The following is a 14,241-nucleotide window of genomic DNA, read 5'->3' on the forward strand; positions in this document are numbered from 1 at the left end:
GGCCTTAGTTTAGGCCCGCATCGGCGCGCCGTGCACGCACGATCTCGGCCAGGTCCGCCATGATGCTCTCGGTCGTGGCCCAACGCCCGGCGCCTCGGCCCCGGCAGCGCCACACGCGCCCGTCGGCGCCGTAGACCTTCAGCGCATTGCCCTCGCCGCGCAGGGTCGAGAACAGCGGATCGCCATGGTCGGCGTTCAGCGACACCGACGGGCGGATCACCCCGTCCTTCAGATGGGCGGCGCCGATCTGGCGCACGCCGCCTGCGGCTGAGGTCGCTTCGGTCAGGTGATCGCGCGGCACCTCGCCGTCGGGCGAACGGCCGAACGCTTCGTGGCACAGCAGCCGCACCTTGGCCGCCGCATCCAGACCTTCCAGATCCGAAGACGGGTCCTCCTCCGCAAAGCCTGCCGCCCGGGCGTCCGCCAGGGCTTCGTTGAAGGCCGCCCCGTCGCCGAGGCGTTCCAGCATGAAGTTGACCGTGCCGTTCAGCACCGCCTCGAAGCCGACCACCTCGCCGGCCGCGCGGGCGGCGCGCACCGTCTCGATCATCGGCGATCCGCCGCCGACCGAGGCCGACCAGAAGATGCGCCGTCCGTTGGCTTTCGCCAGTTCTTGCAGCCCGCCCGGATCGCGGCTGACCGCCTGCTTGTTGGCGCTGGCGACATCGCAGCCGGCCTCGAGCGCAGCGCGGATCACCGCGTGGCCCGCCTCGCCTTCCGACAGGGCCTCCAGCACAATGTCGGGCTTCCTGGCCCACAGGTCCGCCGGGTTGGAGGTGAACAACGAGGCCGGACAGTCCACGTCGCGCGCCTTTTTCGGATTGCGGACCAGCACGCCCACGACCTCGTAGCGAGGATCATCGAGCAGCTTGGCCAGCACGCCGCCGCCGACCACGCCGCATCCGGCGACCGCGACCTTCAGCGGCGGCAGGGCGGGCGCGGGACCGGGCGGCGCCGACTTGTCGCCGATGACCGTGCCGTCGGCGCGATCCAGCGCCGCCACCTCGATCTCGACCCCGCGGCTTTCGCCCAGGTCGATGGCGTCGTGCTGGACCAGAGCGCCGCCGAGCTTGCGCGCCACGTCCCACGATGCGCGGCGATAGCGCAGGGCTGGGGCCGTCTTGTCGTTGGGGTCGTGGTCGTAAAGGCCGTCCACGTCCTTGACCAATCGCACCTTCTTCAGCCCCAACTCGGCTGCGAGGAACACCGCCGTCAGGTCCGATCCGCCGCGTCCCAGCAGGGCCACCTTGCCGTCCGGCCGCACCGCGCCGAACCCGGGCACCACCACCACCTCGTGCCGATCCAGCGCCTGTTTCAGATGGTCGGGTCGCAGGCCGCAGGGGCGCGAATGCTCCGGCTCGCCCTCCGCCACGATGCCCAGTTCGCGCACCGACAGGGCGCAGGCGTCCAGGCCGATCCGGTCGCAGGCGATGGCCACGAGCGCGGCCGATTTCTCCTCGCCCAAAGCGACATAGCCGGGCAGCAGGTCGTTGGAATGGGCCAGGCCCAGCGCCCGCGCCTCGCCCAGCAGCCGGTCCGTCGCCCCGCCAAAGGCCGAGACCACCGCCACCACCTTTCGGCCCGCCCGCACATGGCCATAGACGGCCGAGGCGACCAGCGGCGCCTCTGCCGGGCTGCGCAGGATGGACGACCCGAACTTCAGCACCACCACCTCGGGCCCAACCAAGTCGGGTGAAGGCTGACTGCTGGGATCGAGGCTTTCGGATTTTTCTACGACGGCGAGTTGGGCGGACATCGGGGTTCTCGGGAAAGGTCGGGATGGGGTGGGGTGAAAAGAAAAACCCCGCCTGGCGGACCGGGCGGGGTTCGGGTTCTGCGGTTGCCGGCGTTCGGCGCGCTAAACTCGTCCCGCCCGTTCGGGCATGGTGGTGGTGCCGGTGGTACCGCCGATAATCGCGCCGCCGAGGATCATGCCGAAACGCGTCGCGGCGAGGCCGGCGACGGTCGAAACTTCGGCGATGAGCGAGCGCTGTTGCACAGGGCAGGTCCGGTTGAAATCTGAACTTAGGGTGGTCGGACGACCCCCGCTCTGTCAAGTCGTAGTGGATGATTTTTTCGCGACAGGGCGCTTACGGTGCGTTTTCACCCGCTGGGAGTGGGCGCACGCCGTCAATGAGGTTGAATTTTTCGCTTGACCGGCGCCGCCTCGATCATCAACGTAAAGTCACTCATCAAGACCAGCCGAGGGATTAGGCCCTTTGACGCTGGGGCAACCATCGGGTCTCACAGCTCGAAACGGTGCCAACTCCTGCGGGGTCCTTCGGGGTCGCGAGAGATGAGTGGAGCATCGACGAGACGACGCTCCACGCTCTGTCACCGCATCGAGACTTGCTGAGCGAGAACGATGCGGAACGACGATGACACTGGCCGAAACCACCCTGCTCGAAGACCCCGACTGTCGCCGCGCGACAGCCCTTACTCCTGTCCGCGAACCGACGCGTGAGCGCGGCGGCGCCCGCGACGTCATCGTTCCCATTCCCGCCGACTTCCGCCTCGCCTCGGGCGAAAAGCTGAACCAGCCCAATATCGTCGGCCGCCTGCATGGCCGGATCGGCGCCCCTGTCGTCGTGGTCGCCGGCGGCATCTCGGCCGGACGCTTCGTCCACCGGACCGAAACCAACGGCCTGGGCTGGTGGTCGGGCGCCGTATCGGTGCGCGGGCCCATCGATCTGAGCCGGCTTCAGGTCCTGGCCGTCGATTTCGCCCCCGGCGCCGAGTTCCTGGACAAGCCCGTCACCATCACCACCCACGACCAGGCGCGCCTGCTGGCGCTGGTGCTGAACCATCTGAAGATCGAGCGCGTCGCCGCCTTCGTCGGCTGCTCGTACGGCGGCATGGTAGGCCTGGCCTTCGCCGAACTGTTCCCCGACTGGGCCGAGCAGCTGATCATCGTGTCGGCCGCCCACCGCGCCCATCCCCAGGCCACCGCCTGGCGCGGCATCCAGCGCCGCATCCTGCAATTCGCCGTCGCCGCCGGCCGTCCCGAGGAAGGCGTCGCCTTGGCCCGCGAACTGGCCATGACCACCTATCGCACGGCCGAGGAATTCGACGATCGCTTCGACACCACCGCGCCCACGGCTGTCGGCGGCGCCTATCCCGTCTGCGACTATCTGACGGCGCGGGGCCAGGCCTACCGCACCCACACCACCCCGGCCCGCTGGCTGTCGGTGTCCGATTCCCTGGACCGCCACAGCGTGACGCCGGAAGCCATCACCCCCCCCGTCACCCTGATCGGCTTCACCTCCGACCGTCTGGTGCCGATCGACGACATCCGCGAACTGGCCGCGCGGTTGCCGACCCTGTGGCGCTTCGTCGAAGCGCCCTCCCTCTATGGCCACGACGCCTTTCTGAAGGAGGACGCCTTCGTCGGCGACATCCTCCGCGCCGCCCTGAAGGATATCAAAGCATGACTTCCCGCCCCGCCAATCCGCACACCATCGCCGCCCGCACGGGCGTGGATACGGACACGGCCCATGGCGCGGTCATGCCGCCGCTGTATCTGTCGTCCAACTATTCCTTCGCCGGCTTCGATCAGAAGCGGAAGTACGACTACAGCCGTTCGGGCAATCCGACCCGCGACGTGCTGGCCGAGACCCTGACCGAGCTGGAAGGCGGCGCCGGCTGCGTCATTACCGCAACCGGCATGGCCGCCGTTGACCTGCCCCTGACCCTGCTGGAGCCGGGCGATCTGTTGATCGCGCCGCACGACTGTTACGGCGGCACCTGTCGCCTGCTGAACGCCCGCGCCAGGAAGGGGCATTTCGAACTGCTGCTGGTGGATCAAGGTGACCCCGTCGCCTTCGAGGCCGCACTGGCCCTGAAGCCTAAGCTGGTGCTGGTCGAGACCCCGTCTAACCCGCTGCTGCGTCTGGTCGATGTCGCCGACATCTGCACCCGCGCCCATGCGACGGGCGCCAAGGTCGTCTGCGACAACACCTTCCTGTCGCCGGCCTTGCAAAACCCGATCAAGCTGGGCGCCGACTTCGTCGTCCACTCGACGACCAAGTTCATCAACGGCCATTCCGACGTGGTCGGCGGCGCCGTCATCTCGGCCGACGCCGAGGATCACCAGACCCTGGCCTGGTGGGCCAACTGCACCGGCGTGACCGGCTCGCCGTTCGACGCCTATCTGACCCTGCGCGGCGTGCGCACCCTGTTCGCGCGCATCGAGCGGCAACAGGCCACGGCGGGCAAGATCGCCAAAAAGCTCGCCGCCCACCCGGCGGTCAAGGCCGTCCACTATCCGGGCCTGAAGTCGCACCCCAACCACGCCCTGGTCGCGGCCCAGCAGGCCGGCCCCGGCGCCATGCTCAGCTTCGAACTGCAGGGTGGCACGGACGCCGTGCGCGATCTGGTCGAGACGTTGGAGATCTTCACCCTGGCGGAATCGCTGGGCGGCGTCGAAAGCCTGATCGCTCACCCCGCCACCATGACCCACGCCGCCATGACGCCGGAACAGCGCGCGACGGCCGGCATCGGCGACGGCCTGGTGCGCCTGTCGGTGGGTCTGGAGCATGTCGAGGATCTGATCGCCGACCTGTTCCCGGCGCTGGACGCCCTCGTGCCCGCAACCGCCGCGGCCGCATAACTTTTTGCTTGCAGGAGGGGCCGAACCGGGGCAAATGCGCCGCCCCGGCCGCGGTCCCTTCGTCTATCGGTTAGGACGTCAGGTTTTCAACCTGAAAAGAGGGGTTCGACTCCCCTAGGGACTGCCACCGGCGGCGCCTTTGCAGCGCACTTCCCGACCATCGTCGAGCGAACGCTCCGACCCCGGATTAAGATTTCGGTAACTATTTTGTTCGGAAACGGGCAGTAAGTCTTTCGATTCACAGACTTTTTTCGGACGCAGTCAGGAACTATCCACAGGGACTGTGGTTAACCCCTCGTTAGCTCGGCGCAGAAGCGCCTCTCCCTCCTGCACCGAGATCCTCATGTTCATCGCCATCGCCCGCCCGGCGGTGGAGCCCAAAGGCCCCGACGCCGTCGCCGTCCCCGGCTCTCCCGCCATCGCCGAACTGTCGCCCCGCGCCCTGCATGCGCGCCTTCTCCAGAACGCCGCCCTGCGCCGCCTGCGCGGACTGGAGCGCCGCAGAGAGCAGCGTCTCGAAGACGCCGACTACTGGCTGCACGCCGCACCGATCGCCGTCCGGAAAGCCAGCGCCCTGCGCGAAGAACGCAGTTTCTCGCCGATCCCCTGACAATCGTCGCACACCCCTTAATACCCACGACCGTGATTTGGGGTTGATTTACAGACCTTCGGTATCCGACAAGAGCGGATGGGCGGATTCGGATCGGCGCTGACATCTGCGAAGGCGATCCTGGTCACGGGCGGCGCGGGCTATATCGGCGCCCATGTGTGCGAGGCCCTAGCGGCCGCCGGCTATCGGCCCGTCACCTACGACAACCTGTCGACCGGCCGGCGCCGTTTCGTGCGCTGGGGGCCGCTGGTCGAGGGCGATGTCTGGGACGTGGACAAGGTGCGCCACACCCTGATCGCCCACGACATCTGTGCCGTCATGCATTTCGCCGGCTCGTCCGTGGTCCCTGAATCGGTGCGCGCGCCGCTGGACTACTACCGCAACAATGTCGGCGGTCTGTTCGGCCTGCTGGGCGGGATGCGGGAAGCGGGTGTGAACCGGCTCGTCTTTTCCAGCACCTGCGCCGTCTATGGCGATCCCGGCGAAAATCCGATCACCGAGGCGACGCCGCTGGCCCCCGTCACCCCGTATGGCCGCTCCAAACTAAGCTGCGAGCAGATCCTGTCGGACGCCAGCGCCGCGCATGGGCTGAACATCATCGCGCTGCGTTATTTCAACGCCAGCGGCGCCTCGGCGTCAGGCCTGATCGGCGAAGATCGGCCGGTCGAGACCCATCTGATCCCACGCGCGATGATGGCCTTGCGCGGCCAAATCGACGACTTCGCCGTTCATGGGACCGATTATCCCACGCCCGACGGCACAGCGGTGCGCGACTATGTCCACGTCTGCGACCTAGCTCTGGGCCACCTCGCCGCCCTGACCCAGTTGCTCGGCGACCGCCGCGGCTTCTTCGCCTGTAATCTGGGCGCCGGTCGCGGCCATTCGGTGCGGCAGGTACTTGAGGCCATCATGGCGCACAGCGGCCTTCGACTGCCCGACGCAGCCGGAGCACGTCGCGCGGGCGACCCGCCGCACCTGGTGTCGGACATCACTCTGGCGCGCCAGGCGCTGGGCTTTGAGCCACGCCAGTCGGACCTGCCTTCCATCGTCGCCAGCGCCTGGGCCTGGCACAGCCGGGTCAGCGCAGTTCGGGCATCCGGCGGCGCAGCGAGGCTTTCAGCTTTTCGAACTTCTGCCCCGCCGACTTGGGCCTTACCCGCCGACGCAGCTCCAGCCCTCCACCCCACAGCGCGTGGACAGGCGCTTCAAGATGCGGATGGCGATCATGCTGATGGACGATGGGGCTGACGCTGGCGTCGGGATTGACGACCTTGCCGCCTTCGAACCTCAGCGTTTCGCCGGGCGTCAGGCCCAGGGTCGCCACGCGACCATAGTTGGGGCGCACGGTCATCGCCGTCAGACCCTGATGGATCGCCATGTTGAAGGCCGCCTGATCAGCGCCGAACGCCCCGCCGATCTCGGATCGCGGCGTCGCCGCCAGCGACAGGATCAGCCGTGACAGGCGCGAGACCTCGGCGCGCGGCCCAACGATGGTGCCGACGCACAGACAGGCCTTGTCAGCCAGCTGCCGCGCCTGCGCCTCGCCGAACAGGGCGCGCAGATACTTCATGTTGAAGGCGTGATCGGCCAGCGGCGTCTCGGCCTCGACATAGGCCTCAAGGCCCTTGGGCGCCGGATCGAAGGGCGGCGCCTGAAAGATCACGTCGCGCACGTCGCAGGCCAGGGCCGCGCCCGGCCGCTCGCCCAGCAAACCAGCGAAGGCCACGAACCGTTGCATCACCGGATGCGGCGCCCATCCGCGCCAGACCGGCGCATCTATGGCGGTCACCCGATGCTGGGCCAGAAAGGCGCGCAGAGCCGGTTCGGCGTCGACCACCAGGGCCACAGGCCCCTCGAACACGGCCCGCAGCGACAGGACGAAAGGCGCGATGTCGGCCGCGTCGTATCCGGTCGCATAGCCGACGACGACATCCCCGTCCGGCAAGGGCGTAAACCGGTGACCGACCTCGAACGCCTCGGCCAGCCAGTCCAGATAGTCCGACCGAACCGCCCCCTGCTTCATGGCCTCAGCGCGCGCCCATCAGATCGGCGAACCGGTCGAACAGATACAGGCTGTCGGTCGGCCCGGGCGAGGCCTCGGGGTGGTGCTGGACGCTGAAGATCGGCTTGTCCTTGACGGCGATGCCGCAGTTGGTGCCGTCGAACAGGCTGACGTGGGTCTCGGTCACGGCGTCGGGCAGACTGTCGCGATCGACTGTGAAGCCGTGGTTCATCGACACGATCTCCACCTTGCCGGTGGTCAGATCCTTGACCGGATGGTTGGCGCCGTGGTGGCCCTGATCCATCTTCACCGTCTTAGCGCCCAAGGCCAGGGCCAGCATCTGGTGGCCCAGGCAGATGCCCATCAACGGCTTGCCGCTGGCGACCAGCTTCTGGATTTCAGGCACGGCGTATTCGCCAGTCGCGGCCGGATCGCCCGGACCGTTGGACAGAACCACGCCGTCAGGATTGCGGGCCAGAACTTCCTCCGCCGTCGTCGTCGCCGGGACTACGGTGATGCGCGCGCCGGTCGAGGCCAGGGCGCGCAGGATGTTGCGCTTCACGCCGTAGTCGATGACGACCACGTCCTTGCGGCCTTCGGTCTTCGGGTGCCCTTCCGGCCAGTCCCACAGCCCCTCGTTCCATTCGAACGCCTGCAGGGTCGAGGCGGGCTTGGCCAGGTCCAGACCGACCAGCCCCGTCCAGCCCCTGGCCTGGGCGACCAGGGCCTCCAGGTCGAAGTTTCCGTCCGGGTCGTGGGCGATGACGGCGTGGGGCGCGCCCTTGTCGCGGATGATCTTGGTCAGGGCGCGGGTGTCCACCCCGGCCAGACCCACGACGCCGCGCCGCTTCATCCAGTCGTCGAAACTGGCGTCCGAGCGATAGTTGGCCGGGTCGGTCGGCACGTCGCGGAAGATGGCGCCGCGCGCCGAGGTGTCGGACCCGCCGCCCATCTGTTCGATGTCTTCGACATTGGTCCCCACATTGCCGACGTGCGGGAAGGTGAAGGCCAGGATCTGGCTCATGTAGGACGGGTCGGTCAGGATTTCCTGATAGCCGGTCATGGCGGTGTTGAAGACCACCTCGCCCAAGGCCGAGCCGACGGCGCCCACGCCAATGCCCTGCAGGATCGTGCCGTCCGCGAGCGCGAGAACGCCGGTGGCGCCCGGAAGAATCTTCGTCGTCATGGGCGCGCTCCTAAAATCGAATCCGGCCGATACGAAGGCCGAAGGCAAACGGCGGCGTCGTTAAGCCCTGCCGCCTGCCCCGTCAACGTGGCGCGCGTCACCGCCCGTCGGTGATCGACGCCGGACCGATCAGCTGGAACGTCGCCTTGGCCCCGCCCTGGGCGTGCGGCGCCAGCCAGACGTCGAACAGACCGGGCTCGATGCGCCAGGTCTCGTCCGCGCCGATGAAGCCCAGTTGGCGGGCGTTCAGGGTGAAGGTCACCTTTGTGCTCTGGCCCGGCTTCAGCGACACGCGCTTGAAGTCCTTCAGCAATCGGCCCGGCTGGGTCAGGCTGGCGACCCGGTCGTGGATATAGAGCTGCACCAGCTCCTCGGCCGGATGCGATCCGGTGTTGGTCACGGTCACGGCCAGATCCAGCGTGCCGGCCCAGGCCAGCTTGTCGCTCTCCATCTCAACCGGCCCATAGCTGATCGCGCCATAGGTTAGGCCATAGCCGAAGGGATACAGCGCCGTATTCGTCGTCTCGCGATAGCGGGCCTTGTATTCCTCGCTCGCCAGATCGGGATTGGCCGGGCGACCGGTGGTCTTGCGGTCGTAGGAATAGGGCTGCTGGCCCGACTTGTGCGGGAAGCTGACCGGCAGGCGCGCCGACGGGCCGTGATCGCCGAACAGGACGTCGGCGACGGCATGGCCCATCTGTTCGCCCAAGAACCAGGTCACGACGATGGCCTGGGCGTTCTTCACATTGCCTTCCAGCGCAAGCGCCCGGCCGTTCCTCAGCAGGATGACCATGGGCTTGCCCAGCGCCGCCATGGCGTCGACCAGGGCGACCTGCGGCGCGGGCACCACGATCTCGGTGCGCGACTGGGCCTCGCCCGACATATTGGTCGCCTCGCCGATGGCCAGGACAATGACCTCGGCGTCGCGGGCGGCGGCGATAGCCTGCTCGATCCCGCCGTCCAGCGGCGTCTCGACGCCCGAGCCGCGTGCGAGGGTCAGGTTCTGCGGATCGCTCATGGCCGCGCGGAAGCCCGCCTCCAGCGAAACACGTCGCTCGGGCGCGCCCCAGATGGTCCACGGCCCCCAGACATTGTCCACGTCGTCGGCGAACGGGCCGACCAGGGCGATCTTCTGGCTCTTCTTCAGCGGCAGCAGGCCGTTGTCGTTCTTCAGCAGCACGACCGACTTGCGGCCCGCCTCGCGCGACAGCTCGACGTGCTCGCGCGACCCGACCACCGCCTTTTCACGCACCGGATCGGTGCCGCGGTAGGGGTCGTCGAACAGGCCCAGCGCCGCCTTGGTGTTCAGGACGCGGCGCACCGCCTCGTCCAGGCGCGCCATCGACACCTCGCCGGAGGCGACCAGGCTGGGCAGATGTTCCAGATAGAGACCCGACACCATCGACACATCGACCCCGGCATTGAAGGCCAGGCGGGCGGCGTCGCGGCCGTCCTCGGCGAAGCCGTGGGCCACCAGCTCCTGCTCGGAGGTGTAGTCGGAGACGACGAAGCCTTCGAAGCCCCATTCGCCGCGCAGGATGTCAGTCAGCAGCTTGCGGCTGCCCGACGCCGGCACGCCGTTGACGTCGTTGAAGGCGCTCATGATCGACAGGGCGCCGGCGTCCACCGACGCCTTGAACGGCGGCAGGAAGACCCCGCGCAGCGTCTGCTCGCTCATGTCGGTGGTGTTGTACTCGACCCCGCCCACGGCGGCGGAATAGGCGGCCATGTGTTTGGCAGTGGCCAGGACCGCGTCACGGTCGTCCAGACCCTTTTCGCCCTGGAAGCCGCGCACGCGGGCGGCGGCCAGCAGGTTGTTCAGCAGAACGTCCTCGCCCGCGCCCTCGACGTTGCGGCCCCAGCGCTGGTCGCGGGCCACGTCCACCATGGGGGCGTAGGTCTGGTGAACGGCCGACGCCGCCGTCTCGATGGCCGCCGCCCGCGCGGTGCGCCGCGCCAACTCTGTGTCGAAAGCTGCGGCCTCGGCCAGCGGCACGGGGAAGATGGTGGACAGGCCGTGGATCACGTCCGCCGCGAACAGCAGCGGGATCTTCAGCCGGCTTTCCTCCATCGCCACCTGCTGAATTCGGCGCCCGCTCTCGGCGCCGATGCCATTGAACAGGCTGCCGACCTTGCCTTCGCGGATCAGGGCCGTGACGCGCGCCGGATCGCCCGTGCCGTCCAGCGGGTTCACCGCCGTCGGCATCCAGCGGAACGGATCGGCCAGCAGGTTCAGCTGGCCCGCCTTCTCCTCGACCGTCATGGCCGCGATCAGATCCTCGATCTTCTGGCGGTGACGGGCGACGGTGCGGGACGCTTGGGCGGAAACAGGCATGGGGAACACTCCGGCGCCCATCAGGGCCAAAAGCCCCAGGCCAGACAAGAAATTTCTACGGGAAGCCGCAGGCTTGAGAGGTCGCGTCATTTAGGCTGGCGCTCCTTTCGGGGGACAATCGAGCAGCGAAAGGAGAGGCCTAGCCTCTCGGCCCCGACGGCTTCAACCCCCGCCTGCCATGTAAATCGATGTAACGCCCCGGTGCGCGGTCACGCCGCGTTTCGCCGCCCCGCCTCATCCCAAGGCGATGTCCAGGAACATCATCCCCACAAGGCCGATCATCAGGCCAATCATCGACCCCTCGCCCTTGGACTTCTCGCGGGTCTCGGGAATGATTTCGGCGGTGACGACATAGATCATCGCCCCCGCCGCCAGCCCCAGCCCCCACGGCAGGGCGCCGGGCAAGAGATCGACCACGCTGGCCCCAATCAGCCCGCCGACCGGCTCGACCAGGCCCGAGGCCAGGGCCGCCGCGAACGCCGGCCAGCGACCGTATCCCAGGGTCGCCATCGCCGCCGATACCGCCAACCCCTCGGGCATGTTCTGGATGCCGATGCCGAGCGCCGTGGACAGCCCTTGATGCATGTCGCCGCCGCCGAAGCTGACGCCCACCGCCGCCCCCTCGGGGAAGTTGTGCAGGGTGATGGCGATGATGAACAGCCAGATGCGCCGCGACAGGTCGCGCGATCCCGCCGGCCCGATGGCCAGCATGTCCACCGGCGCGAACCGGTTCATCAGGCCGATCACCGTCGCCCCGATCAGCACCGCTGCCCCCATGACGCCGGCCGCCGCCGACTGGCTGGCCCCGCCCGCCTGCAACACGTCGACGCCCGGAATGATCAGCGAGAAGAAGGAGGCCGCCAGCATGACCCCGGCGGCGAAACCCAGCAGGGCGCTCTGGGTCTGCACCCCCGCCTTGCGGAAGAACAGCAGAGGCACGGCGCCCACCGCCGTCATCATGCCCGCCGCCAGACTGCCCAGACCGCCTGCGGCGATGGGGGAAACGGATTCCATCATGCGTCTGCATTGCGGCGATACACAGCAAGAGACAAGCCCGAACCGTGGCGTTAGAGACAGCTTCATGTCCCAGCGCGCCGCCCTTCCCGTCGGCCCGAGCGCTGCGTCGGCGCTGGGCGCCGCCCGGCGGGTCGTGGTCAAGATCGGATCCTCCCTGCTGATTGACGCGGCCACGCGCCAGCCGACGCGCGACTGGCTGGCCGCCGTCGCCTCGGATCTGGCGGCGCTGAAGGCCGAGGGGCGCGAGGTCATCGTCGTCTCGTCCGGCTCGATCGCCCTGGGTCGGGGCCGCTTGCCCAACCTGGGCGCACGGCTGGAGGACAAGCAGGCGGCGGCCTCGGTCGGACAGTCGCTGCTGATGGCGGCCTGGTCCGGGGCGCTGGACCCCCACGGCCTGATCGCGGGCCAGGTGCTGCTGACGCGCGACGACACCGAACGCCGTCGGCGGTGGCTGAACGCCCGCGCGACCGTCGAGGCCCTGCTGACCCACGGCGTCATCCCCATCGTCAACGAGAACGACACGGTGGCGACCGAGGAAATCCGTTACGGCGACAACGACCGGCTGGCCGCCCGCACGGCCCAGCTGGCGCGTGCGGACCTGCTGATCCTGCTGTCGGACGTGGACGGCCTCTACACCGCCGATCCGCGCCGCGATCCGAACGCCGCCCAGCTGCCCCTGATCGAGACGCTGAGCGCCGACATCCTGGCCATGGGCGGGGGCGCCAACGCCGACGCGGGCGTCGGAACCGGCGGCATGGCGACCAAGCTGGCGGCGGCCCAGATCGCGCGCTCGGCCGGATGCGCCACCATCATCGCCTCGGGCCAGACCCTGTCGCCGCTGGCCGCTGTTCGCGACGGCGCCCGCGCCACCCTGATCGCCGCGCCCGACGGTCCGATGGCCGCCTACAAACAATGGATCGCCGGCAGCCTGTCGCCCGCTGGGGCCCTGACGCTGGACGCCGGCGCCGTCACGGCGCTGAAGGCGGGCAAGAGCCTGCTGCCCGCCGGAGTCACGGCCGTCTCGGGCGGCTTCGAAAAGGGCGATTGCGTGCGTCTGATCGACCCGAATGGTCGGGCTGTCGGCGTTGGTCTGGCCGCCTACGCCGCCGACGAGGCCTCGCGCATTCGCGGCCGACGCTCGGACGAGATCGAGACCCTGCTTGGCTATCGCGGGGCCTCGGTCCTGATCCACCGCGACGACATGGTGCTGGACGACCGATGATCGACCTCTCGACCCGAATGCTCGACTTGGGCCGGCGCGCCCGCGCCGCCGCAACCGCCTTGCGCGAAGCCCCCTCCGCCGCCCGCACCCGCGCGCTGGAAATCCTGTCCGCAAAGCTGGCGACGGCCGAACCCGCCCTCCTCGCCGCCAACGCCCGAGACGTATCGGCCGCCCGCGCCAACGGCATGACCGAGGCCCTGATCGACCGGCTGTCGCTGACGCCCGCCCGCGTCGCCGGCATGGCCCAGGCCGTCGCTGTCATCGCCGCCGTGCCCGATCCCCTGGGAGTCGAGACCGAACGCTGGACCCCCGCCAACGGTCTGGACATCGCCCGCGTCCGCACCCCCATCGGCGTGCTGGGCGTCATCTATGAGAGCCGGCCCAACGTCACCGCCGACGCCGCCGCCCTGTGCATCCGCTCGGGCAATGCGGCCATCCTGCGCTGCGGCTCGGACTGTCTGCAATCCTCCCTCGCCATCGCCGCCCTGATCGCCGAAGCGCTCGCCGAGGCCGACCTGCCCGCCGATGCGATCCAGCTGGTCGACACCCCCGACCGTGAGGCCGTGGGCCTGATGCTGACCGGCCTGGACGGCGCAATCGACGTCATCATCCCGCGCGGCGGCAAGAGCCTGGTCGCCCGCGTCCAGGCCGAGGCCCGCACGGCTGTGCTCAGCCATCTGGAAGGTCTGAACCACACCTATCTGCACCACGACGCCGACCTCGACGCCGCCCGCGCCATCGTGCTGAACGCCAAGATGCGCCGCGTCTCCGTCTGCGGCGCGACCGAGACCCTGCTGGTGGACCGGGCCGGGGCCGAACGCCTGCTGCCCCCCGTCGCCGCCGACCTGATCGCCGCCGGCTGCGAACTGCGCGGCGACGACGCTGCCCGCGCCCTGGTCCCCGCCATGACGCCCGCGACCGAGGCCGACTGGACCACCGAATATCTGGCGCCCATCCTGTCCGTGCGCATCGTCGAGGATCTGGACGCCGCGACCGACCACATCGCCTGCTATGGCTCTGGCCACACCGAGGCCATCGTCACCACCGACGCCGAGGCCGCCGAACGGTTCACCGCCAAGGTCGACAGCGCCATCGTCCTGATCAACGCCTCGACCCAATTCGCCGACGGCGGCGAGTTCGGCTTCGGCGGCGAAATCGGCATCTCCACCAACCGCCTCCACGCTCGCGGGCCCGTCGGGGCGGAACAGCTGACCACCTACAAATATGTGGTGCGCGGCCAGGGGCAGACGCGGCCCTGAC

11 protein-coding genes, 1 tRNA gene, 1 pseudogene and 1 riboswitch are annotated in these 14,241 nt (G+C 68.9%); of the genes and pseudogenes, 7 read left to right on the forward strand and 6 right to left on the reverse strand.

Going from position 1 to position 14,241, the window contains the following annotated elements:
- Positions 1-4: 4 nt before the first annotated feature.
- Positions 5-1,756, reverse strand: coding sequence for an amino acid kinase family protein (locus QRN13_RS03705; RefSeq protein WP_284876894.1), 1,752 nt, complete (start codon positions 1,754-1,756; stop codon positions 5-7).
- Between the two features lie 102 nt (positions 1,757-1,858).
- Complete coding sequence (locus QRN13_RS03710; RefSeq protein WP_168189957.1) at positions 1,859-1,999, reverse strand: hypothetical protein; 141 nt, start codon at positions 1,997-1,999, stop codon at positions 1,859-1,861.
- Positions 2,000-2,186: 187 nt separating this feature from the next.
- Positions 2,187-2,303, forward strand: a riboswitch (SAM riboswitch).
- Between the two features lie 75 nt (positions 2,304-2,378).
- Here QRN13_RS03710 and metX point away from each other — a divergent pair.
- The 5 genes and pseudogenes from metX to galE form a co-directional block, all read left to right on the forward strand.
- Complete coding sequence (gene metX, locus QRN13_RS03715; RefSeq protein ID WP_284876895.1) at positions 2,379-3,431, forward strand: homoserine O-succinyltransferase MetX; 1,053 nt, start codon at positions 2,379-2,381, stop codon at positions 3,429-3,431.
- Positions 3,428-4,609, forward strand: coding sequence for a cystathionine gamma-synthase (gene metB, locus QRN13_RS03720; protein ID WP_284876896.1), 1,182 nt, complete (start codon positions 3,428-3,430; stop codon positions 4,607-4,609). Before metX ends, metB begins: the two co-directional genes overlap by 4 nt.
- A gap of 52 nt (positions 4,610-4,661) precedes the next feature.
- A tRNA-Glu gene (locus QRN13_RS03725) sits at positions 4,662-4,736 on the forward strand.
- Positions 4,737-4,952: 216 nt separating this feature from the next.
- The gene (locus tag QRN13_RS03730) at positions 4,953-5,219 is read left to right on the forward strand and encodes a hypothetical protein (RefSeq protein WP_039244738.1); all 267 of its coding nucleotides are present in this window, start codon (positions 4,953-4,955) and stop codon (positions 5,217-5,219) included.
- A gap of 78 nt (positions 5,220-5,297) precedes the next feature.
- Positions 5,298-6,242: pseudogene (gene galE / locus QRN13_RS03735) on the forward strand (UDP-glucose 4-epimerase GalE); the annotation flags it as partial.
- Positions 6,243-6,297: 55 nt separating this feature from the next.
- On the opposite strand, the gene QRN13_RS03740 reads toward galE, so the two are convergent.
- The 4 genes from QRN13_RS03740 to QRN13_RS03755 form a co-directional block, all read right to left on the reverse strand.
- A complete protein-coding gene (locus QRN13_RS03740; RefSeq protein ID WP_284876897.1) occupies positions 6,298-7,242 on the reverse strand; it encodes a hypothetical protein in 945 nt (314 codons plus the stop codon).
- A gap of 4 nt (positions 7,243-7,246) precedes the next feature.
- A complete protein-coding gene (gene carA / locus QRN13_RS03745) occupies positions 7,247-8,407 on the reverse strand; it encodes a glutamine-hydrolyzing carbamoyl-phosphate synthase small subunit (RefSeq protein ID WP_284876898.1) in 1,161 nt (386 codons plus the stop codon).
- A 97-nt stretch (positions 8,408-8,504) separates the two neighbouring features.
- A complete protein-coding gene (locus QRN13_RS03750) occupies positions 8,505-10,742 on the reverse strand; it encodes a glycoside hydrolase family 3 N-terminal domain-containing protein (protein ID WP_284876899.1) in 2,238 nt (745 codons plus the stop codon).
- Between the two features lie 234 nt (positions 10,743-10,976).
- Positions 10,977-11,756: a ZIP family metal transporter gene (locus QRN13_RS03755; RefSeq protein ID WP_284876900.1), complete on the reverse strand. Its 780-nt coding sequence runs from the start codon at positions 11,754-11,756 to the stop codon at positions 10,977-10,979.
- Positions 11,757-11,823: 67 nt separating this feature from the next.
- Between QRN13_RS03755 and proB the strand changes: the two genes are divergently transcribed.
- Both proB and QRN13_RS03765 read left to right on the forward strand, forming a co-directional pair.
- Positions 11,824-12,981, forward strand: coding sequence for a glutamate 5-kinase (gene proB, locus QRN13_RS03760; RefSeq protein WP_284876901.1), 1,158 nt, complete (start codon positions 11,824-11,826; stop codon positions 12,979-12,981).
- A complete protein-coding gene (locus tag QRN13_RS03765; RefSeq protein WP_284876902.1) occupies positions 12,978-14,240 on the forward strand; it encodes a glutamate-5-semialdehyde dehydrogenase in 1,263 nt (420 codons plus the stop codon). Before proB ends, QRN13_RS03765 begins: the two co-directional genes overlap by 4 nt.
- Position 14,241: the final 1 nt, after the last annotated feature.

Origin of the sequence: Brevundimonas sp. MEB006b (genome assembly GCF_030209705.1) — a bacterium.
Lineage (GTDB): Bacteria > Pseudomonadota > Alphaproteobacteria > Caulobacterales > Caulobacteraceae > Brevundimonas.

Coding starts and splice junctions, on each gene's coding strand:
- QRN13_RS03705 (WP_284876894.1), bottom strand. CDS start 1,756: ATGTCCGCCCAACTCGCCGTCGTAGAAAAATCCGAAAGCCTCGATCCC.
- metX (WP_284876895.1), top strand. CDS start 2,379: ATGACACTGGCCGAAACCACCCTGCTCGAAGACCCCGACTGTCGCCGC.
- metB (WP_284876896.1), top strand. CDS start 3,428: ATGACTTCCCGCCCCGCCAATCCGCACACCATCGCCGCCCGCACGGGC.
- QRN13_RS03730 (WP_039244738.1), top strand. CDS start 4,953: ATGTTCATCGCCATCGCCCGCCCGGCGGTGGAGCCCAAAGGCCCCGAC.
- QRN13_RS03740 (WP_284876897.1), bottom strand. CDS start 7,242: ATGAAGCAGGGGGCGGTTCGGTCGGACTATCTGGACTGGCTGGCCGAG.
- carA (WP_284876898.1), bottom strand. CDS start 8,407: ATGACGACGAAGATTCTTCCGGGCGCCACCGGCGTTCTCGCGCTCGCG.
- QRN13_RS03750 (WP_284876899.1), bottom strand. CDS start 10,742: ATGCCTGTTTCCGCCCAAGCGTCCCGCACCGTCGCCCGTCACCGCCAG.
- QRN13_RS03755 (WP_284876900.1), bottom strand. CDS start 11,756: ATGGAATCCGTTTCCCCCATCGCCGCAGGCGGTCTGGGCAGTCTGGCG.
- proB (WP_284876901.1), top strand. CDS start 11,824: ATGTCCCAGCGCGCCGCCCTTCCCGTCGGCCCGAGCGCTGCGTCGGCG.
- QRN13_RS03765 (WP_284876902.1), top strand. CDS start 12,978: ATGATCGACCTCTCGACCCGAATGCTCGACTTGGGCCGGCGCGCCCGC.